Source organism: Prescottella defluvii, assembly GCF_000738775.1.
Taxonomy (GTDB): Bacteria; Actinomycetota; Actinomycetes; order Mycobacteriales; family Mycobacteriaceae; genus Prescottella; species Prescottella defluvii.
In genome coordinates, this window is record NZ_JPOC01000007.1 from 81,990 (window position 1) to 102,056 (window position 20,067).

Genomic DNA, 20,067 nt, shown 5'->3' on the forward strand with positions numbered 1-20,067 from the left:
AGTGCTGCGTCGACCTGTCCGCTTTGGGACTGGTGAGGCTTTGACCAGCAGGTTTCCTCAAAACCGGTTGGTACATAACTCATGCAGGTAAAGGTTTAGTCACGCTAGACGTTTCGATATCGCCTTGTTACCTTTTCGTGATGAAAGATCCGAGGTCGCAGTCCGAACGGGCCGACCAGAGACACAGATGAGGTATCCACTGTGGTCAATCCCCACAGGACGATGAGTTCCCGCACCCTGAAGTCCCTGCGCCGCCACCCCACCATCAAGGCCACAGCGGCCGCGCTCACCGTCGGCGCACTGCTCACGGGGAGCATTCAGATCGGCGCCGCCACCGCGTCGGCAGCTCCCCTGCGCCTGCCGGCCGTCGGCAACGTCCAACTCCAGGTTCCCGCCGGCCCGTTCCTGCCCGGCATCGACCTCCCGACGCCCCCCGGCACGCCGACGATCGCTCCGATGCCGTGGACCCCTCCGTCGGCCGACGCCTGGACGGCCGCACCCCGACTGCTGGCGCCTGCACCGGCACCCGAACCACAGGCTGCGCCGATACCGGCGCCCATGCCCGTGCCGGTGATCGTTCCGGTGCCACCTGCCGTCGTCCAGCCCGTCGCCGGCTTCCTGACCTCGAGCTACGGACCACGCTGGGGCACCCACCACAACGGCATCGACGTCGGCGCCGATCTCGGCGTTCCGATCTTTGCGGCCGCCGGCGGTGTCGTCCTCAACGCCGGCCCGGCCTCCGGCTTCGGCCAGTGGGTACGTGTGCTGCACGACGACGGCCACATCACCGTCTACGGGCACGTCGACAGCTTCACCACCAGCGTCGGCGATCGCGTGGCCACCGGTCAGCAGATCGCCACGGTCGGCAACCGCGGCCAGTCCACCGGACCGCACCTGCACCTCGAGGTGTGGGATCCGGCCGGCATCCAGGTCGATCCGCTGATCTGGCTGCGCGACAGCAACGTTCCGGTGACCTGGTAGCCCCACTCGGACGGATACGCGTGAACGGCCCGGCCCCAACGGTTTCCGTGGAGCCGGGCCGATTGCGTTCCCGCGGCGGATGCTAGGACGGATCCAGGACGGTGCGCAGTTCTCGCTTGAGGAGCTTCCCGCTCTGGTTCCGAGGAAGCTCGTCGACGAACCGAATCTGCTTGGGCAGCTTGAAGGGCGCGATCCTGCTCCGCGCGTGCTCGATGAGTGACTGGGCGTCGACGGGTCCGGCGTCGACGCGCAGCACCACCACCGCCGTGATCGCCTCGATCCACTTGTCGTCCGGGGTCCCGATCACCGCCACCTCCGCGACGGCGGGATGAGCGTAGAGCGCATCCTCCACCTCGCGGGACGCGACGAGGATGCCGCCGGTGTTGATCACATCCTTGATCCGGTCCACGACCGTCACGTACCCCTCGGCGTCCCGTGTCACCAGGTCCCCGGAATGGAACCATCCGTCACGGAAGGCGTCCGCCGTCGCCTCGGGATTGTCCCAATACCCTTGGCACAGTTGTGGAGAACGATAGAGAATCTCGCCCGGCTCGTCGTCCGCGACGTCGTTGCCGTCGGCGTCCACCACGCGGGCCTCGACGAAGAACACCGCCCGCCCGCACGAGGACGCCCGAGTCTCGTGTTCCTCCGGCCGGAGGACCATCGCGAGCGGTCCGATCTCCGACTGGCCGAAGCAGTTGTAGAAGCCGAGCGCCGGGTACCGCTCGCGCAGGCGGTTGAGCACCGTGACCGGCATGATCGACGCCCCGTACTGCGCCTTGGTGAGCGACGACAGATCGCGGGTCTCGAGATCGGGGTGGCTCGCCAACGGCACCCAGACGGTGGGCGCCAGGAACAGGGACCCGATCCGGTCGGTCTCGATGCGGCGCAGGATCTCCGGAATGTCCGGGGACTGCATGAGATTCACGGTCGCCCCCACCGACAGGTACGGCAACATGAACACGTGCATGCCGGCCGAATGGTACAGCGGCATGCAGATCAACGGATTGTCGTCGGCCGCCAACCCCAGCGCGATCACCGACGACACGTACTCGTGGACCAGTGCACCGTGGGTCATCATGGCGCCCTTGGGCTTCGACGTGGTGCCCGACGTGTAGAGCAGTTGCACCAGGTCACCCGTCGCCGCACCGGGCCGGTACGCCGGCACGTCGCCGGTGGAGCTGGAAGCGAGCAGCGAACCGGGCTCGTCGCGCAGCCGGATCACATGCTCGACGGCGAGATCCGGCACCGCGTCCAGTGTCGACGCCAGCTTCGGATCGACGAGGACGGCCCGCGCCCCCGACTGCGCCAGCAGGTAGTGCAGTTCGTCGCCCGTGAGCGCGTAGTTGACGGGGACATGCACCAGGCCTGCGCGGGCGCAGGCCAGGAACCCGATGACGTAGGCGTCGGAGTTGACGCCGTACGCGGCCACCCGGTCGCCCGGCGCGAGGCCGAGCCCCAGCAGGCGCGCGGCTCCCCTCGTGACGGCGTCGTCGAGTTCTCGGTACGTCCAGGTGCGGTCGTCGAAGGTCAGAGCGGTGCGGCCGGGCTGCCGTGCGGCAGCCCGGCGCAGCACGCCGTCGACGGTGTCGGTGCGCGGATCCTCACTCATGTGACGCAGATTATAGGACGTCCAACTATTGCGTAAGGGGTTTCTTTCGGCGTATCCGTTGTGTAGTTTGACGCGCCCGCGGCGCCCGATCAGCCCCCGAACGCCGCGGTGATCGCACCCATGTCGAAGTAGTCGCGCCACGCGGCGATCTTGCCGTCCACCACCTCGAAGACCCCCATCACCGGCAGCGGGGTCTCCTTCCCGAGACCGCGCAGCACATCGGTCCGCTCGTTCATCACGATGCCACCGGACGCGACCTGCTTGTGGATCCGGAAGTCGATGCCCTCGAAGGCCGCGACGAAGCCCGCGATGAACTCCCTGATCTCGTCCCGGCCCTTCACCGGAGCCATCGGAATATTGTGATAGACAGCGTCTTCCGTGAAGTAGCTCGCCAACACGACCGGGTCCGGGTCGGACCACGCCCCACAGAACTCCGTGACCAGATCCTCGGCTGCGCTCATGTGCCCATTCCCCTTCTCCCAACCGGTTCCCGAGCGGGACAGTAGCCGATACCTCTCAGGGAGACATGCCCATTCGCTTCACCGAGGCAGGATGCCGTGCAGCACGATGTCGACCAGCGCCGCCGACAGCCCGTCCTGGTCCTGCACGTCGCGGACCGACTGCGCGAAGATCGCCGTGCCGGCGATGACGTCGAGCAGCGTGTCCTGGTCGATACCCTGCCGCACCTCGCCGTCCGCGACAGCCGCGCCCAACCGTCGCCCCAACTCCTCACGGATCACCTCGAGCTGATCGGTGAGCAGCGCCTTGCGGAGCGATTCGTCGGTGCGAACCTCGCTCATGAGCGCGGGAACCGCCTCCCGCGCGGCCGGTCCGCCGAACAGCGCCACGGCACCGTACGTGAGCCGCGCTACCTCCTCCCCGATCGGAAGGTCCGACATGTTCTCGGACTCCGCAACCGGATACACGGCGTCGTGGACGATGTGGGCCTTGGAGGGCCACCGCCGGTAGATCGCCGGCCTCCCCACACCCGCGCGTGTCGCGATCGCGTCGATCGACGTCCCCGCATAGCCGTTCTCGACCAGCAAGTCGCGGGTGGCCTGCAGGACGGCGTCGTCGATCTCGGGGTTTCGCTGCGGCCCGAGACGGTGCTGCGCTCGCCGCTTCTTGGACATCGAACGAACCCCTTGCGTAGAGATGTGACGGGCGTTACATTGTGTCACGTCGTAGCCGATACGGAATGTATCGGCTAGAGCTTTTCCCGCCCCGCCGACACACCGGGGCCGTCGACCCACCCGCTCTTCCTGCCGTACCGCTGGACCCGCTGGACCGCATCGAATCCACGCATGCGAGGCGTCACACGCCTCCGCCGTCGAAGGGGCGTCATGAGTTCCGAGAAGACACAGGACCAGGACTTCTCCGAGGTCGCCAGACCCGGACAGTCCCGGACCGACCCCGCCGAACTGGCGTCCCGCCTCGAGCGGTGGCTGCGCACCAAACTGCCCGCCGACGCGAATCCTCAGGTCACCGACGTGCAGGTGCCCGCCGCGAACGGGATGTCCAACGAGACGATCCTGTTCGACGCCCTGTGGGACGAGGACGGCCAGCGGCGTCACCACGACCTCGTGGCCCGCATCGCACCAGCCCCGTCGGGGGTGCCGATCTTCCCGTCGTACGACATCGACCAGCAGTTCGAGGTGATCAAGACGGTCGGGGAGCACTCCGTCGTCCCCGTGCCGCGCGTGTACTGGTCCGAGACCTCCCCCGAGGCCCTCGGCGGCGAGTTCTTCGTGATGGAACGCGTCGACGGCCAGGTTCCGCCGGACGTGATGCCGTACAACTTCGGCTCGTGGCTGTCCGAAGGATCCGCCGACGACCGCCGGGAACTGCAGACCGCATCGATACGGATCCTGGCCGAGCTGCACGCGATACCCGAACCGGCGCAACTGTTCCCGAGTCTCGCTACCGAGCTCGGGTCGGTGCCGGCGACCGCCGACGCCGCACTGGCCGTGCACGTGGCCGGGCAGCGTCGCTACTACGAGTGGGCCACTCGGTCCGGCCCCCGCTCACCACTCATCGAACGCGGCCTCGACTGGCTCGACGAGCATCGGCCGGCCGTCGCCGGCCCCGCCGTGCTGTGCTGGGGCGACTCCCGGGTCGGGAACATCATGTACCGGGACTTCCGGCCGGTGGCGGTACTCGACTGGGAGATGGCCACTCTCGGGCCGCGGGAGTTGGATCTGGGCTGGATGATCTTCATCCACCGGTTCTTCGAGGACCTCGCCGGTGTCGCCGGACTGCCCGGGCTGCCCGACTTCCTGCGTCGCGGCGACGTCGCCGCGACGTACCGCGAACTGACCGACCACGACGCCGACGATCTGGATTTCTACACGTTCTACGCCGCGCTCCGGCACGCCATCATCATGTTCCGCGTGCAGAGCCGTGCGGTCGCGTTCGGACAGGCCCAGATACCCGAGGACCCGGACGACATGATCCTGCACCGCAAGACCGTCGAGGAGATGCTCGACGGCACCTACTGGGCTCGCGTCAACGGGCAGGAGGTCGCCTGATGCTCTCCCCCCTGGACGACTTCCCCGTGCACCAGATCGCCGAGCCGATCCGTCACGTCGGCACCTCCGATCGCAACTTCTACGACCGCTACTACTTCAACTGCCACCCCGGACTCGACTACGACGGCGAGCCGCTGTTCCTCATCATCGGTCTCGGCCAGTACCCGAATCTCGGTGTCACGGACGGGTTCGCGGTACTCCGTCGCGGCAACGACCACATCGTCACCCGTGTCTCGAAGGCTCTCGGCTCGGATCGCATGGATGTCGCGGTCGGACCGCTGCGAATCGAGGTGATCGAGGGCCTGCACCGTCTGAGGGTCGTCCTCGAGCCCACGCCCGAAGCACCGGACCTGTCGTTCGACCTCGTCTTCGAGTCCGACGTGCCGGCCGCGCTGGAGGCTCGGCACTTCCACCGTCAGCTCGAGCGGGTCACCTTCGACACGCAGCGATTCGTCCAGACCGGGTCGTGGAGCGGCACCCTCACCGTCGACGACGAGACCGTCCCGGTCACCCCTGACACCTGGCGCGGCAACCGCGACCGGTCGTGGGGTGTCCGCCCGGTCGGCGAGGCCGAGCCGCCGGGGCGGCGCGCGGACCCGTCCATCGCAGGCGAGCAGAACTTCTTCTGGATCTACGCCATCATGCAGTTCGACGACTTCTCGATCGTCGCGATCATGCAGGAGGACCGGCAGGGCCGCCGCATCATCCAGGATGCCACCCGGGTGTGGACCGACCGCTCCCGTGAACCCGAGTGGCTCGGTCGTCCCGAGCACGACCTGACCTTCATCTCGGGGGGACGCGAGGTCGCGGCAGGAACGCTCGAGTTCCACCGCCCAGGCGGATACGGCAAGCCCGACGACATCCTCACCGTGGCTTGCGAACCGGTGCTCCCCCACTACCTCGGGGTAGGCACCGGCTACGGACTCGAGCAGGACTGGCGCCACGGGATGTGGCAGGGCGAACTGGTGGTCCAGGGTCTGCGCGAGAAGGTTGCCGACATCGAGCCGTGGAAGAAGATGTTCTGTCCGGTCGACAACCTCACCCGGTTCACCCTCCGCGAGAACGGCGAGACGCTAGTCGGTGCCGGACTTTTCGAGGTTGCGGTCATCGGACCGTGTGACCGGTACGGCTTCACCGGCGTCGGCGACGTCGCCCCCTGAGTACACCACCACCACGAAGGGACACGAGATGAAGGCTGGTTCCAGCCCGTTACGCACGCGGACCGTCCGGTCCGCGACAGCACTACTTCTGGCCGGAGGAATGTTCCTCTCCGGCAACATGCTCGCCTCGGCACAGGAGGTACCCGCTCTACCCGATCTGGGCGGCCTGATCCCCACGGAAGCCCTAGGGTCCCTCGGCACCGCCTCGTCCGACGTCCATCCCGATACGACGCCGCGCCTGGCATCGATCCCCAACTTCCGGGACGTCGCCGGAAGCGAGGGTGGCGGCTACGAGGGCCTCGCCGGTCGCCACCTCAAGCGCGGCGTGCTCTACCGGTCCGACGCACTCCCGTCCGCCAGCGACGAGGACCTCGCAACCCTGTCGTCGCTGAACGTCACGCACATCTACGACCTCCGCGGCGAATCCGAGATCGCCAATCCGCTGGTCGGCGGTCCCGACCGGATCCCGGAGGGCGTCGGGTACACCAACATCCCCGTCGAGTTCGGGGACCTGATCGCGCTCGCGCAGACCATCGAGTCGCCCGAGCAGGGCCGTCAGTTCATGGAGGACACCAACCGCAGCTTCGTCACCGATCCGGCGCGGCGCGCGAGCTTCAAGCAGTTGCTGACGGAGATCGCCGACAGCGACGGCCCCGTTCTCTTCCACTGCAGTGCAGGTAAGGACCGTGCCGGCTGGATCGCCGCGCTGCTCCTCACCATCTCCGGAGTTTCCGAGCAGACGGTCTTCGACGACTACCTGCTCAGCAACGAGTATCTGGCCGAGTCGAACGCCGCCACGCTCACCCAGATCCGGGGCGCACTCGGCGACCAGGCCGCGCTGAACCTCGAGCCGATCCTGACCGCCGAGCGGAGCTACCTCGCGGCCGGCTTCGAACAGATGCGGACCGACTACGGCGGCCCGGTCTCCTACCTCGCCGACGGTCTCGGTCTCGAGCAGACGACCATCGCGAAGCTTGCGAGCAAGCTCTCTCTCTGACGGCTGCTCGCAATACGCCCGGACGGTCCTGCCCCCGACCAGGACCGTCCGGGTTCCGTCGTGTTACCGCCGCGGCACGGACCGATCGCCGGTAGCGTCGCGGCCACGAAGAGCAGTTCCCGCGTCATCGACCGGCAGGATCCGCGACGACCTCAGGAGCATCCCGTGGCCTCTCGACTCAACCCCTACATCAGCTTCGCCGGCACCGCGCGCGACGCGATGGAGTTCTACAAGGGTGTCTTCGGCGGCACCCTGAACATGAGCACGTTCGGCGAGTTCGGCGCACCGGCCCCCGAAGACCAGATCATGCACGCGACACTCGAGACCGACAGCGGCTTCACGATCATGGGTGCGGACATCCCGCCCGGCATCGAGCGGACGCTCGGTACCGACATGGCGGTGAGCCTGAGCGGCGACGACGACGCCGAACTGCGCGGCTACTGGAGCGCGCTGGCCGGGTCCGGCACCGTGGACGTGCCCCTCGAGAAGCAGATGTGGGGTGACACCTTCGGGGCGTGCACCGACCGCTACGGGGTCTCGTGGATGGTGAATATCACGGAACCGGCGTCCTGACTGCAACAAAACTCCCGGTGAGTTGCCTTCGCCTCCATTCATGACCACACTCGCCTTTGGCCTAGACGACAGAGCGTGATCAGGAAGGTCCCATGGACAGCAGCTCGCCCAAGACGACCGTCGTTGTACCTACATACAACGAACGCGACAATCTGCCCAAGCTCGTCGAGCTGCTGGCGGCGCTGGAGGTACCGAACCTGCACCTGCTGGTCGTCGACGACAACTCCCCCGACGGCACCGGCGACGTCGCCGAGAAACTCGCGATCGACTCCCCGCTCTCCATCGGGGTGCTGCACCGCACCGAGAAGGACGGTCTGGGCCGCGCCTACGTGGCCGGTATGACCCGTGCCCTCGCCGAGGGCGCCGACATCGTCGTGCAGATGGACGCCGACCTGTCGCACCCGGCAGAGGTCATCCCCACGATGATCCGCACGCTGACGTCCACCGATGCCGCCGTCGTCCTCGGCTCCCGGTACGTTCCGGGCGGCGCGGTCGCCAGCGACTGGCCGTGGCATCGCAAGGCGCTGTCGGCGTTCGCCAACCGGTACGTCAATGCGATCCTGCGACTCGGGGTCAAGGATGCGACCGCCGGATTCAAGGCCTGGCACGCCCGCACGCTGGAGGCGATCGATGTCTCGTCGATCCACAGCAACGGCTACTCCTTCCAGGTGGAGATGAACTACCGGACCACCAGCCGCGGGATGAAGATCGCCGAGGTGCCGATCCGGTTCGAGGAGCGCATCGAGGGCGTGTCGAAGATGAGCCTGGGCGTGCAGCTCGAGTCGGCACTGGTGCCGTGGAAGCTGCGGTTCGGCAGCCGCTGACCCGGCTAACCCACCGGGTCACCGAGGCGGTACGCCCTGCGGGCGTTCCCCTCGGCGATCATCCCCACGATCCGTGCGGCGTCGGCTTCGCTCCATTCCCCCTGCGCCACTGAGGTTTCGAGACACCTGGACAGGGCGTGACGGAACACGGCGGCGCCGACGTGGAACAGTTCGGGCAGGCCGTAGCCGTCGGTGGAGAACAGCACCGACCCGAACGGTGCCAGTTCCAGCAGCTCACCGAGGATCCGCGCTGCGCCGACACTTCCGACGTTGTGCAGCGCGAGACCGACGTCGACGAACACGTGGTCGAACACCTGCGCCAGGTACCCGGCGTGCCGGTGGAACGGGTAGTTGTGCAGCAGCATGATCGGTATGCCGCGGTCCGCGGTGGCGCGCAGCAACGGCATCAGCAGCAGCGGGTCGGCGCGGGACAGGTCGGTGTCGGCGTCGCCGTACCCGACGTGGAACTGGATCGGCAGCCCGGCGTCGACTGCGGTCCAGATCAGGAACCGGGTCAGCATCGCATCGGCCAGCCGTGCCGGCGCACCGCCCGCGATATCCGCCGCCCACCGCGCAGTGGCCGTGTAGACCGCCGCATCGGAGGGCGGTTCGGGGGGAAGATCCAGTCCCACCCGATAGGCCGCGATGGTCTTGAACGCGACCGCGTTCCCGGCAGCTGTCCGAACCTGTTCGCGGAACCGATCCGCGAAGTCCGACGGGCCGTGGTCGACGATCACCCGCTCCGCCACCGATTCCAGACGCACCACCTCACGGGCAGTTCCACCGGTGAACGCGGCCAACTCCCCGGGTGTCGTCAGGCGTTCCGGCCGAAAGCCGGTATCGACCAGATGATCGGAGATCCCGGTCGCGCGCAGCAGCCGCCGGGCCACCTCGTCGGCGCCGAGTTCGGCGCGGCGTGCGAGGTAGCCGTCGGCGCCGCTGTGCGGTTCCAACCCCAGCACCGGCGCGCACAGTCGCCGCACCGCGAATCCGACCTGGGTGTCGAAGAGACTGCCGTGCCACGGGCCGGACGCCGCGGCCTCGCACAGCAACGCCTCGAAGGCGGGCCGGTCGAGTGGTTCGCGCACGATGCCGTGGCAGTGATGATCGACGAGGGGAATCGTGTCGACCAACTGCGCGATCGGGCTATCGCCGGACGGCACCGGCGTATCGTCTGGGAACGGCGCCATCTACGCCATTGTGCCGCTGATCGGGTAGCGCGCGAGGGAGATGCGATGGATCGGCACGATCGTGACCGGCGAGCTCTCGAAGCCGCCCGGCTGACCCGGCGGCTCACCGAGCACGGAGTCGTCGGGGTCGCCCTGACCTGGGTCGACAACAGCGGTGTCCACCGGATGAAGGCGGTTCCCGTCGAGCGGTTCGAGCGGGCCGCGACGTGGGGCGTGGGCGCCTCCCCCGTGTTCGATGCGTTCACCCCGGACGACACCATCGTCGTCGGCCGCTTCGCGGGCGGACCGGTGGGCGACCTGCGCCTGCTCCCCGACCTGGACCGGGTGACGGTGCTGTCCGCGCTGCCCGGATGGGCGTGGGCACCCGTCGATCGGTACACCCAGGACGGCGACCGGCATCCGCAGGATTCCCGCGGTCTGCTGCGCCGCGCCGTCGCTCAGCTCGCCGAGGACGATCTGACGGCGAAGGCGGCATTCGAGATCGAGTGGGTGGTCGGGCAGGACTCGGAAGCCTCGAACGCCTCGGACGCCTCGGCCGGCTTCGTGCCCGCCACCCGCGGTCCGGCGTACGGAGTCACCCGTCTGGTGGAGCGGTCCGGCTACCTCGCCGACGTGCTGTCCGCGCTGCGCGACCAGGACATCCGGGTGGAACAGATCCATCCCGAGTACGCGGCCGGCCAGTTCGAGGTGTCCGTGACGGCCGAGGACCCGCTCGGGGCGGCGGACACGTTCGTGCTGGTACGCGAGACGATCCGTGCCGTCTCGCTGCGGCACGGGATGCGGGCGTCGTTCTCCCCCAAGGTCGACGCCGCCGGGGTCGGCAACGGCGGTCACGTGCACCTGTCGCTGTGGCGCGAGGGAATCAACCTGCACAGCGGGGGCGACGGTCCGTGCCGGATCACCGACACCGCCGAGTCGTTCGCGGCGGGGATCCTGGACCGGCTACCGGCACTGCTGGCCGTCGGGGCACCGTCCGCCGCAAGCTATCTGCGGCTGGTGTCGGGCGCATGGGCGGCACCGTTCCAGGTGTGCGGGCACGAGAACCGGGAGGCGGCGCTGCGGTTGATCACCGGCAGCAGCGGCGACGAGGCCGGCGCGGCGAACCTCGAGGTGAAGGTCCTCGACCAGTCGGCCAATCCGTACCTGTGCATGGCCGGTCTGCTGTTCGCCGGGATGTGGGGTGTCCGGGCCGGGCTGCGCCTGCCGCCACTGGTCGACGTCGATCCGGCGACGCTGCCGGAGGAAGAATTCATACGCCGCGGGATCCGGCGCCTCCCCTCGTCACTCTCCGAATCCACCGATGCCTTCGAGGCCGACACACTGCTCACCCACGAGTTCGGCACCGAACTCGCCGCCACGATCGTGGACGTGCACCGCGCCGAGATCGAACGGTTCCGCGGTGCCACCGACGATGAGATCGCCGCGGCGCTGCGGTGGGCGTTCTGACCGGCACCCACCGCAGCGGTTTCCGGCAGGACTACCACCACCAGTCACGGTTGCGGTGCGGGGTGACGACGTCGTCGAACGCCGCATCATCGCCGCGTGCCCAGTCGCGGCGACCACGATGCAGGCGGGCGGCGGCGGCACGGCGCGCGCGGCGCATGTCGAGACGATGGCCGATCTTGTCGCGGCACACGTTGCACGAACAGGTCTTGATACCGGTGTGGACGAATCCCCAGGTGCAGTGAGTCGGGGGCGCGTTCCAATCGGATGCGACACGGGCGGGCAGATCGCAGACCCCGTCACGGTGATCGTGGTCGGCGGTGGACGCGACCTCGCGACGGTTCATCAGAACCCACAGCGGGGCGTGGATATCGGTACGGGACAAGGCAGTACCTCTCGGGGCTCACGCGCCCCGGCCCGCTACCCCCGGATGAGGACGGACCGGGGCGACGTTTGGCACACCGCGCCCCGCGCCTGCCGGTGCAGGCGTCGTCCCGTTCGTGTCATGGCGCCGATCCTGGCACGGGCGTCCGACAACGTCGTGGCACTGTCGAACTCCTTCCCCGTCAGCGCAGCACGAACAGCAGCACGACCGAGTCCTCCGCCGCCTCGAGTCGGTGCACGATCCCGGCATCCAGGTTGACCGCCACCCCCTGTTCGAGGGTGACCGCTCGGCCGCCGGTTTCGAAGGTCACCCGACCGCTGACGCCCTGCACGAGGATCGGCGCGGCGGCCTTGTGGTCGTCGAGAATCTGACCGGCAGTGAAACTGAGCCGCACCACGGTGACCCCCGGCCCTGCGGACAACCGCTCGACTCGCGGTGTCGGCCCCTCCTTGGGCGCGAACGTCGTCAGCCCCTCGATGTGCACCATGTCGGTTCCCTCGGCCATGCCGGCTCCTCCCTCTCGAACTTGACCATGACGCAGCGTCATGGTCGATGCTGACGATATGCGCATCAGCGACATCGCACAGGCAGCAGGAACCACGCCCCGCGCGGTTCGTCACTACCATCGTCTCGGATTGCTCGCCGAGCCCCGCCGACTCGCGAACGGGTATCGCGAGTACGACCTCACGGACCTCGTCCGGCTCATGCGGATCCGGTGGCTCGCGTCTGCGGGGGTGCCGTTGGGTTCGGTCTCGTCGATCGTTTCCGCGACCACCGACAACACTGCGGCAGACGACCTCGAGGCCGATCTGACCGCGTTGATCGACACCGTCGAAGCGGAACGCCGGGTGCTCGAGGCCAAGAGCAGCCGGTTGCAGGAAATGCTCGACGCCCATCGCGCCGGACGCCCGGTCTCGCCCCTCCCGCCCGGTCTCGCACTGGTCTTCGCCGACCTCGTCGACAACGAGGCCGACCCGGCCGTACGGGCCGAGTTCGAGCAGGAACGGAACGCGTTCGAGTTGGTGGCGATCTCCGGCACAGCCCCCGAAGCGTTCTACGACGCCACCACCCGTCTGCTCACCGACGCGCACGATCGGGACCGGATCGTGAACCTGTATCGACGGTTCGCCGCCGTGCGGGGACTCGATCCGACACGATGCGCGGCCGAGATCGAATCCCTCGCCGAGGCAATGGAAATCCCGGTCCGGACGGTGCTGGCGGAGGCCGGACTCCTGGAACGATGGCAATCGGCCGGCCCGTCCGGTGACACCGCCCCGCTACCGGTGGCGGACCTCGTCCCCGATCGGGCGCAGGGTGTCGTCCTCACCCTCCTGCTGCAGCGACTCGGAATCGTGCCCGAGGACGCGCCGTGATCCGGTCACTGTGGTTGTGGTGCCGCGGACGAGTGAACGGCACAGGCGACGGGGTCTCCACGTTCGGGTACACGGCGGGCACCCTGGGCATGCCGGTGATGTTCCTCGGAGCCACCGTCATCGAGACCGTGGCCATTCACCTGCTCGTACCGTGGCTGTGGCTGCAGGTGACGCTCCTCGTCCTCACCGTCGTCTCCGTCGTCGCGGTGGCGGGCCTGCTCGCCGACCGCGCCGTCCATCCGCATCTGGTGACCGCCGGGGAACTCGTCCTCCGGTCCGGCCGGGCGACGATCCTGTCCGTCGATCGCGATCGCATCATCCGAGCGGTCCCCGGCCGGCGGTTTCAGCACACCGCCCCCGGCGTCCACGACGGCCGGCTCTACCTACCGGGCCCGGACGGGACCTCCGTCGACATCGACTTCGACGTGCCGGTTCTCGTGGAAAACTCCACGGCCGCTCGGAAATTCGATTCGACTGCGGTGACCGGTGTGAGCCTGCACGTCGACGCACCGGCCGACCTGTGCGCCCGTCTCAGCCTGCGATGCTGACGAAATCGATTCTCGTCACGTGAAGTTCACGCCGACCACTCGTGCGCGGGTTCGATGACGATCTTCTCGTCGTTGCCGGGATCGGCGGGGTCGTACCAGAGGCGCGCCTGTTGGCCGTCGACGACCGGGGTGGCCGCGTGAACCACCATCCCGCGCTGCACCCATCGCTGGGTGTTCCGGCTGTCGGTGAACGAAAACGTCACCGCCGTGAAGATCCGATCGTTCCCCCGAAAGACGCTGTACCCCTTGTCGTGGACGACTGCGGAGGTGACCGTGCCGGTGCGCGCGGGCTCGTCACCGCGGGCACGGCAGACCTGACCTCCACGGGCGGCGGTCAGCCCGACGATCAGGCAGATCGCACCCGACACCAGACTGCCGTATCCGATGCCGGTCACGATCGGGCTGTCACCGAGTTGTCGCCCGGCGACGATCGCGCCCTCGCCGACCCCGAGCCACCAGGATCCGACACCGTAGAAGAATCCGAGGTGCCGGGCCTCGAGCATGACCGACGTCCAGAGGAGGAACCCGGACACCGACACCGGCAGACCTCCCAGTGCCCCGACGAACGCCAGCGCGGGCGGATCGAACGCCTCCGACGCCATGCCGCCGCAGAACATCCTCGGCCAGCCGAATCCCATCGCCGATCCCCCGACGACCAGCAGGATCAAGGCGAGCGAGATCCGCCTCATGACCGGTGGACCGCTCAGGCGTTCACGCCTCGCGACAACCGGATCGACCGTGCTCATCGAAACTCCCCCCTCACGCCACCTCGGGGCGTGTCCTACGGGAGCATAAGGGGTCGACTCCGCTGGAGCACTCAGGAATCGAGACGACCGAAACCGACAACCGCGGAATCGGATTCCCAGTCGAGATCGTGTACCCGAATCTTGCCGAGTTCGTTGCCGCCGACAGTCGTCACGGTGTCGCCGTCGACTGCGACGACGAAGTTGGTGTGCTGACCGATCCGGAACTCGTTGTCGTACAACACCACGTCACCGGTCTCGGGCCGGTAGCCGTTGCCGATCGGCTCGAATCGGCCCTCTGCCTCGTAGTACTCCTGGAGCGTGTAGACGCCCGGGATCCGCCACGACCCGGAGTGCGGGTTCGACAGCGGCTCCCCTGCCTCGCGCATGATCCAGCTGACGAAGTTCGCGCACCACGGCTCCTTCGCACCGTCGGAGTAGAAGGTGCCGGGCCGCTGCTCGCGGTGCTCGGCCTCGAGCAGGTCGACCACCTTGGCCTGGGTGGGTGTCAGCGTCGAAGCGTCGACGTCGGGGAACGCCGCGGTATCCCACGGTAGATACCGGTCCGGTGCCCACCACAGCACGGCGCCCGCCGCCAGCACCAGCACCGCGATCACGGATGCGATCCACACGGCGAGGCGACGACGACGGGCGGCGGGCTGGGCGGTCATGGTCTCGAATGTAGCCGGAACCGAGACGGGCGCCGGGGGCGCCGACCGAGCCGTCAGCGGAACTCGATGATCAGCTGGGGTGGTTCCTCGACGGTGACGACCTCGAACGGCACAGGCCCGGGACGGAGACCGATGAAGGACTGGGTGATTCCATTCGCGTCCCGCACGTCCGGTAGCACGAAGAGCTGGGTCACGCGGGACCCGTCCGGCGTCACCACGGGTACCGCGGCGTCGGAGGGGTGACGTGCCGGTGGCGCCGTGCCCATGATGTCCACCTGCATGATCGCCCTGCCCGGGACCGGAAGGGTGGGACCACCGCGGTACGGGACGGCCTCGGCGACGTACCCCGCCTTCCAGAACGGGATTCCCGAGCCGGCGAACACGTAGACGACCCTCTCGGCGCCGGTATCGGCGTCGATCTCGACCCGCACGTCGTCCACGGCGGCAGTGGAGACCGCACCGGACTCGGCCGGGGCGTCGGTCAGCGGCGCGGGTTCGACCACGGAGGGGTGCCCCGGCGTAGTCCCGAAATGGATCCGGCCGGTGCGGTCGGCCGGCACGGAGCGCGGGGGTGGATCCGACGGCGGTGCGGCCCGATCGACTCCGCACCCGCCCAACACGATCACGCAGGCCACCACCCCGATGATCGACTTCGATCCCCCCACGATTCCCCCTGTTCGCCTCAACCCGCCCACCGCCGACTGTACGTCCAGTTCCGCGGCATCCGGGGCACTTCGCGTACAGGGGCAGGGCCGGGCCGGGCGGTCCGTTCCGAGGTTCTCGGGCCACAGCGCTCAGCCGAACCGAACAACCGATTGACCTGCGCCGACGCCGTCCCTCTCCGCGGAGAGCGGAACACAGGCTGCGGCACCGCTTCGGGTGCCGAGGCTTGTCCGGTGAAACCCGATGCCTTCCCGCGATATTCGAGTTCGTCGACGCCGCCGAGCAGACTCCGCGATCAGTTGGTAGCGTTCAAACCGAACAAACCGTTCGCGTTCTGTCGAATGACAAGGAGTGTCGAGTGTTTTCCAGCGTCAACGATCTTTTCACCCTCGTGCTCAATCTCGGCTTCTCGATGGGATCTTCGGGATTCCACGTCAGCGGCTCCGGCGCCGGGAACCCGACCTGACGTAGAGGCATCTCCACGACCCCCACTGTGCCCCGGACCGACACGTCCGGGGCACAGGCCCGTTCCGGGTAGTCGCTCGCCGTTCTACGGACGGTGGGCGGCGGGGTCGAGTGGAGTGCCGACCGGATGTGCCTGCTGCGAACCGTCGGCGACGCGATAGCTCGTCCCGTGCCGTGCCGCACCGCGCGGGTCGGTGGGATCGTCGACGTAGAACCAGTCCATCTGCACCCCAGCCTTGCTCACCTCGAAGACGCCGTACCCGTGAGAGTCGAGTTCGACGTATCGGACGTGCCGGTTGAAGGCCTTGAACGCCTCCTCCGCGGCCACCGTCGCGGTGCGCGGGGGCACCTTCAGCATGTCGTCGATGTTCGGCGACGTCACCGACGGCACCACGAACTCGGTGCCGACCGTGCCGGCGGCAGGATAGTTCGCGGCGTCCACCGGCAGGTCGCAGGCCCACGACGTGTGGATGTCGCCGGTGAGGAACACCGCGTTGCGGACACCGTTCGTGGTGATCGCGTCGAACAGCCGACGCCGGTCTGCGGAGTAGCCGTCCCACTGGTCGGTGTTGAACGGGATTCCGGCGTCGGGCAGACCGATCATCTCGGTGACGGCTGCGGTGGTGCGGGTGTCGAGCGGCGGAAAGGCACACGGCGCGATCATCACCGGATTGCCGACCAGCTTCCAGCGGGCAGGCGAGGTGACGATTCCGGCCGTGAGCCAGTCCATCTGGGCGCGGCCGGTGATGGTGCGGTCGGGGGCATCGACGTTGCGCCAACCGGCGCCGGCGGACGTCGGCTCGTCACGGTAGGTACGCAGGTCCAGCATGGAGATCTCCGCCAGGACGCCGTACCGGAACCGTCGGTACAGTGTGGCGGTTGCGTTGGACCGCACCGGCATCCACTCGAAGTACGCCTGCGTGGACGCCGACTTGCGGGCACTCCACTCGCCCTCGGTGGCGGGATCGTGATTCTCGGCGCCGCCGTCGTACGAATTGTCGGCGGACTCGTGGTCGTCCCACGTCACGATGAACGGGACCTTCGCGTGCAGGGCCATCAGATCGGGATCGGTCTTGTACTGCGCGTGCCGGATCCGGTAGTCGGCGAGGGACACGATCTCGTGCGCCGGGTCGTGCAGCCGGACCGAACCGTCACGGGCGCCGTACTCGCCGCGGCCGTACTCGTAGATGTAGTCGCCGAGGTGCAGGACGGCGTCGAGGTCGTCCCGCTCGGCGAGCAGTCGGTACGACGCGAAGTATCCGGCCTCCCAGTTGGAGCACGACACCACACCGAAGCGCAGTCGGTCGAGGTCCGCGTCGGTCGCCGGTGCGGTACGCGTCCGCCCCACTGACGACACCTGCCCGACCGCGGTGAAGCGGTAGAAGTATGTGGTGCCCGGCCGCAACCCGGCGACGTCGACCTTCACGGTGTGGTCGCTCGCAGGGACCGCGGTGACGGTTCCGCGGCGCACCACGGCACCGAATCCGGCGTCGGAGGCAACCTCCCAGTCCACCGGAACAGCCTTCCCCGCACCGGAACCGGGCTGCGCATCCACCGACGGCGTGATGCGGGTCCAGATGACGACACCGTCAGGCAGCGGATCACCGGATGCGACACCGTGGACGAAGCCCACCGCCCCACCCGACCCGGCCACCCCCGGCGCCGGGACACCGGCGACCGCGCGTCCCGCCGCCGCGACGGTCAGCCCGGCACCCGCCAGGACCGCCGAGCTACGCAGCAGCCCACGCCGGCTCACCCCGCTCCGTGTGTCGCTGTTGCAGTTCTCCGGCACCCGATTCTCGAACACGACAGGATCACAACGAAATTCGGACGGATGTTCAACTCCGATCGGCGGAATCTCGGAGTGTTCACCCGCTGTTCGCCGTACCGGCCCCGTCAGAACACCTGGTGGGCTCCGGGCCGGTGAACGACGCCGCGCGCGACCAGTTCGATCGCCACCGCGACCGCACACGTCTGCGCGAGGAGCACCCCGACGAGGACGAGGATCTGCACGGCGCCGGCCTGGACCGCGGATCCACTGGCCAGCAGCACACCGACGAACGCTCCGGGCAGCGTCACCAGGCCCACGGTCCGGGTCTGGTCCAGGCCCGGCAGCAGGGCGTCCGACGCCGCCGGACCGAGCACCTCCATCCGCGCGTCCCGCACACTGAATCCCAGGCTCAGCCCGGCTTCGACCTCACCCCACCGCTGGTCGATCGCGTCCAATCCCCGCTTCGCGGCGAGCGCGGTCGCGGTCATCGCGTTCCCGAGCACGATGCCCCCGATCGGCACCAAGGCCACACCCTCGATCGGGACCACCCCGCTGATCAGCATCAGCGGGACCACCACGCCGACACCCGAGGCGAGCGCCACCGCCAACCATGCCGCCGACCGGCCCGCTCTCGCCCGGCGGGCCGCCGTCACCGCGGCGGCCACGAACATCACGACCAGCACCAGCACCGACGACCACAGGTGCGCCAGCGCCGCAGCCAGGATCAGGGAGACGACGGCGAGTTGCAGCGCACCCCGGACCGCGGCCCGCGGGGCCGTCAGCGGATGGCCCAGCCGCGCGAACCGGTAGACCACGGCCGCGGCCGCGACCATGACCATGCACAGTACGACGAGCGCGAGGCCGGGATTCGCCAGCTCGGTACTCACGGTTGTCACCTTCCCACCAAGGCGGCGCTCAGCGGAATGCCGGACGCGTGATCCGGGTCCGACCACTCCACGACCACAGCCCCGCCGCCGCGACGGCGACGGCGACCGCGAGCACCCACCACGGGGCCGCAAGGGCGATATCGCCGACGTCGACCACGTCGAACAGCTGCCCGACTCCGACGGAACCGACCAGGGTCAGCAACCCACCGAGAGTGTTCAGCATCCCGAAATGAGCGCCGAGGAAACGCTCGCCGGCGAGGCGACCGATGGTGTCCCGCATCGGCGGGACCATCAGCATCTGACCGACATGCAGCAGTGCGACCCACACCACCAGACCTGCCAATTGCGCGTGCTCGGAATCCGGCGCAACCATCGACACGACCGCCGGCGCGAGGAACGACGCCGCCATGATCGTCATCCCGCCGACGATCGACGCACGGTGCCCGATCCGGTTCGCCACCGCGACGACGGGCGATTGTCCGAAGATGACGAGCAGCGCGGCACCGGTGAAGAACCAGCCGAGGGCGGCCTGCGACCCGAGGCTGCGTTCGAGCTGCTCGGGGAGCATCAGATACAGCTGGTTGTACGCAGCCAGCTGCGCCCCGCACAGCCCCGCGAACACCAGGAACCCGCGGTTGGTCAGGACTGTCCGCCACACACTGCGCAGACCGGGCGAGTCCGTCGCCGACTCGACGTCCTGCGACGTGGTGACGTCCGCGGGCAGCCACAGGGCGAACGCGATCAGCAGCCCCGTGAAGAGCACGGCCGCCGACGTCGCGGTCCACAGGAACGGCACGGCCAGCAGCAGCGCACCGAGGGCGGGGCCGACGACGGTGCCGAGGCGGCTGCACATCTGCTCGAGCGCGAACAGTTCGGTCCGGAGGATCACGCCGTCACGCTCGAGCCGGTGTCCGTACGCCGCGTTCGCGGCCTCGACGGCCGGCGCGAACAGCGCCGCCGCGAGGCCGACCAGGAGCACACCGACGATCATCTGGGCCAGGTTCGACGCCAACCCCAGCGCGAGGAAGCCGATCACCCGCAACGCGATCCCGAGAAGCACCAGCGGACGGACACCGAACCTGTCGGCGAGGCTTCCCCCGAGGAAGAACATCCCCTGCTGACTGAACGTGCGCAGCCCCAGCACCAGTCCGATCGCCCAACCCGCCAGCCCCAGGTCGTCGGACATATGGACCGCAAGGAACGGAACCACAAGGTAGAAGCCCACATTGAAGAGGACCATCGACACGAGGATC

21 protein-coding genes are annotated in these 20,067 nt (G+C 68.4%); 9 read left to right on the forward strand and 12 right to left on the reverse strand.

Going from position 1 to position 20,067, the window contains the following annotated elements; genetic code table 11:
• Positions 1 to 222 precede the first annotated feature (222 nt).
• Positions 223 to 981: a M23 family metallopeptidase gene (locus IJ15_RS0102540; RefSeq protein ID WP_081880549.1), complete on the forward strand. Its 759-nt coding sequence runs from the start codon at positions 223 to 225 to the stop codon at positions 979 to 981.
• Between the two features lie 82 nt (positions 982 to 1,063).
• Here IJ15_RS0102540 and IJ15_RS0102545 read toward each other — a convergent pair whose 3' ends face one another.
• From IJ15_RS0102545 to IJ15_RS0102555, 3 genes are all read right to left on the reverse strand, one after another.
• Entirely contained in the window at positions 1,064 to 2,593 is a 1,530-nt protein-coding gene (locus IJ15_RS0102545) for an acyl-CoA synthetase (RefSeq protein WP_031936774.1), read from the reverse strand.
• Between the two features lie 89 nt (positions 2,594 to 2,682).
• Positions 2,683 to 3,054, reverse strand: a complete 372-nt coding sequence (locus IJ15_RS0102550) for a limonene-1,2-epoxide hydrolase family protein (RefSeq protein ID WP_031936775.1) — start codon at positions 3,052 to 3,054, stop codon at positions 2,683 to 2,685.
• A 78-nt stretch (positions 3,055 to 3,132) separates the two neighbouring features.
• Complete coding sequence (locus tag IJ15_RS0102555; protein ID WP_031936776.1) at positions 3,133 to 3,726, reverse strand: TetR/AcrR family transcriptional regulator; 594 nt, start codon at positions 3,724 to 3,726, stop codon at positions 3,133 to 3,135.
• 210 nt (positions 3,727 to 3,936) lie between these two features.
• Here IJ15_RS0102555 and IJ15_RS0102565 point away from each other — a divergent pair, with 210 nt between their 5' ends.
• From IJ15_RS0102565 to IJ15_RS0102585, 5 genes are all read left to right on the forward strand, one after another.
• A complete protein-coding gene (locus IJ15_RS0102565; protein ID WP_031936777.1) occupies positions 3,937 to 5,121 on the forward strand; it encodes a phosphotransferase family protein in 1,185 nt (394 codons plus the stop codon).
• Positions 5,121 to 6,281 (forward strand): hypothetical protein, encoded by a 1,161-nt coding sequence (locus IJ15_RS0102570; protein WP_031936778.1) that lies wholly within the window; start codon positions 5,121 to 5,123, stop codon positions 6,279 to 6,281. Before IJ15_RS0102565 ends, IJ15_RS0102570 begins: the two co-directional genes overlap by 1 nt.
• Before the next feature lie 28 nt (positions 6,282 to 6,309).
• Positions 6,310 to 7,278 (forward strand): tyrosine-protein phosphatase, encoded by a 969-nt coding sequence (locus IJ15_RS0102575; RefSeq protein WP_031936779.1) that lies wholly within the window; start codon positions 6,310 to 6,312, stop codon positions 7,276 to 7,278.
• A 165-nt stretch (positions 7,279 to 7,443) separates the two neighbouring features.
• Positions 7,444 to 7,851, forward strand: coding sequence for a VOC family protein (locus IJ15_RS0102580; RefSeq protein ID WP_031936780.1), 408 nt, complete (start codon positions 7,444 to 7,446; stop codon positions 7,849 to 7,851).
• Positions 7,852 to 7,943: 92 nt separating this feature from the next.
• Positions 7,944 to 8,675 (forward strand): polyprenol monophosphomannose synthase, encoded by a 732-nt coding sequence (locus tag IJ15_RS0102585; RefSeq protein WP_031936781.1) that lies wholly within the window; start codon positions 7,944 to 7,946, stop codon positions 8,673 to 8,675.
• A gap of 5 nt (positions 8,676 to 8,680) precedes the next feature.
• Here the strand turns inward: IJ15_RS0102585 and IJ15_RS0102590 are convergent, their stop codons facing one another.
• The gene (locus tag IJ15_RS0102590) at positions 8,681 to 9,865 is read right to left on the reverse strand and encodes an amidohydrolase family protein (protein ID WP_031936782.1); all 1,185 of its coding nucleotides are present in this window, start codon (positions 9,863 to 9,865) and stop codon (positions 8,681 to 8,683) included.
• Positions 9,866 to 9,910: 45 nt separating this feature from the next.
• Between IJ15_RS0102590 and IJ15_RS0102595 the strand changes: the two genes are divergently transcribed.
• On the forward strand, positions 9,911 to 11,311 hold the full coding sequence (locus tag IJ15_RS0102595; RefSeq protein WP_031936783.1) for a glutamine synthetase family protein: 1,401 nt from the start codon (positions 9,911 to 9,913) through the stop codon (positions 11,309 to 11,311).
• 31 nt (positions 11,312 to 11,342) lie between these two features.
• Here IJ15_RS0102595 and IJ15_RS0102600 read toward each other — a convergent pair whose 3' ends face one another.
• Both IJ15_RS0102600 and IJ15_RS0102605 read right to left on the reverse strand, forming a co-directional pair.
• Complete coding sequence (locus IJ15_RS0102600; RefSeq protein WP_156111994.1) at positions 11,343 to 11,693, reverse strand: hypothetical protein; 351 nt, start codon at positions 11,691 to 11,693, stop codon at positions 11,343 to 11,345.
• 181 nt (positions 11,694 to 11,874) lie between these two features.
• Positions 11,875 to 12,198, reverse strand: a complete 324-nt coding sequence (locus IJ15_RS0102605) for a cupin domain-containing protein (RefSeq protein WP_031936785.1) — start codon at positions 12,196 to 12,198, stop codon at positions 11,875 to 11,877.
• A 58-nt stretch (positions 12,199 to 12,256) separates the two neighbouring features.
• Here IJ15_RS0102605 and IJ15_RS0102610 point away from each other — a divergent pair, with 58 nt between their 5' ends.
• Together IJ15_RS0102610 and IJ15_RS0102615 are read left to right on the forward strand one after the other, a co-directional pair.
• Positions 12,257 to 13,066 (forward strand): MerR family transcriptional regulator, encoded by an 810-nt coding sequence (locus tag IJ15_RS0102610; RefSeq protein ID WP_031936786.1) that lies wholly within the window; start codon positions 12,257 to 12,259, stop codon positions 13,064 to 13,066.
• Between the two features lie 32 nt (positions 13,067 to 13,098).
• Complete coding sequence (locus IJ15_RS0102615) at positions 13,099 to 13,614, forward strand: hypothetical protein (RefSeq protein WP_231569394.1); 516 nt, start codon at positions 13,099 to 13,101, stop codon at positions 13,612 to 13,614.
• Between the two features lie 26 nt (positions 13,615 to 13,640).
• On the opposite strand, the gene IJ15_RS0102620 is transcribed toward IJ15_RS0102615, so the two are convergent.
• The 6 genes from IJ15_RS0102620 to IJ15_RS0102650 form a co-directional block, all read right to left on the reverse strand.
• The gene (locus tag IJ15_RS0102620) at positions 13,641 to 14,360 is read right to left on the reverse strand and encodes a DUF3592 domain-containing protein (protein WP_031936788.1); all 720 of its coding nucleotides are present in this window, start codon (positions 14,358 to 14,360) and stop codon (positions 13,641 to 13,643) included.
• A 71-nt stretch (positions 14,361 to 14,431) separates the two neighbouring features.
• Positions 14,432 to 15,028, reverse strand: coding sequence for a CHAP domain-containing protein (locus tag IJ15_RS0102625; RefSeq protein WP_031936789.1), 597 nt, complete (start codon positions 15,026 to 15,028; stop codon positions 14,432 to 14,434).
• A 53-nt stretch (positions 15,029 to 15,081) separates the two neighbouring features.
• Positions 15,082 to 15,693: an AMIN-like domain-containing (lipo)protein gene (locus tag IJ15_RS0102630; protein WP_031936790.1), complete on the reverse strand. Its 612-nt coding sequence runs from the start codon at positions 15,691 to 15,693 to the stop codon at positions 15,082 to 15,084.
• Between the two features lie 548 nt (positions 15,694 to 16,241).
• Positions 16,242 to 17,963, reverse strand: coding sequence for an alkaline phosphatase D family protein (locus IJ15_RS0102640; RefSeq protein WP_231569395.1), 1,722 nt, complete (start codon positions 17,961 to 17,963; stop codon positions 16,242 to 16,244).
• Between the two features lie 89 nt (positions 17,964 to 18,052).
• On the reverse strand, positions 18,053 to 18,814 hold the full coding sequence (locus IJ15_RS0102645; RefSeq protein ID WP_031936792.1) for an ABC transporter permease: 762 nt from the start codon (positions 18,812 to 18,814) through the stop codon (positions 18,053 to 18,055).
• 28 nt (positions 18,815 to 18,842) lie between these two features.
• Entirely contained in the window at positions 18,843 to 20,054 is a 1,212-nt protein-coding gene (locus IJ15_RS0102650; protein ID WP_231569396.1) for an MFS transporter, read from the reverse strand.
• Between the last annotated feature and the right edge of the window lie 13 nt (positions 20,055 to 20,067).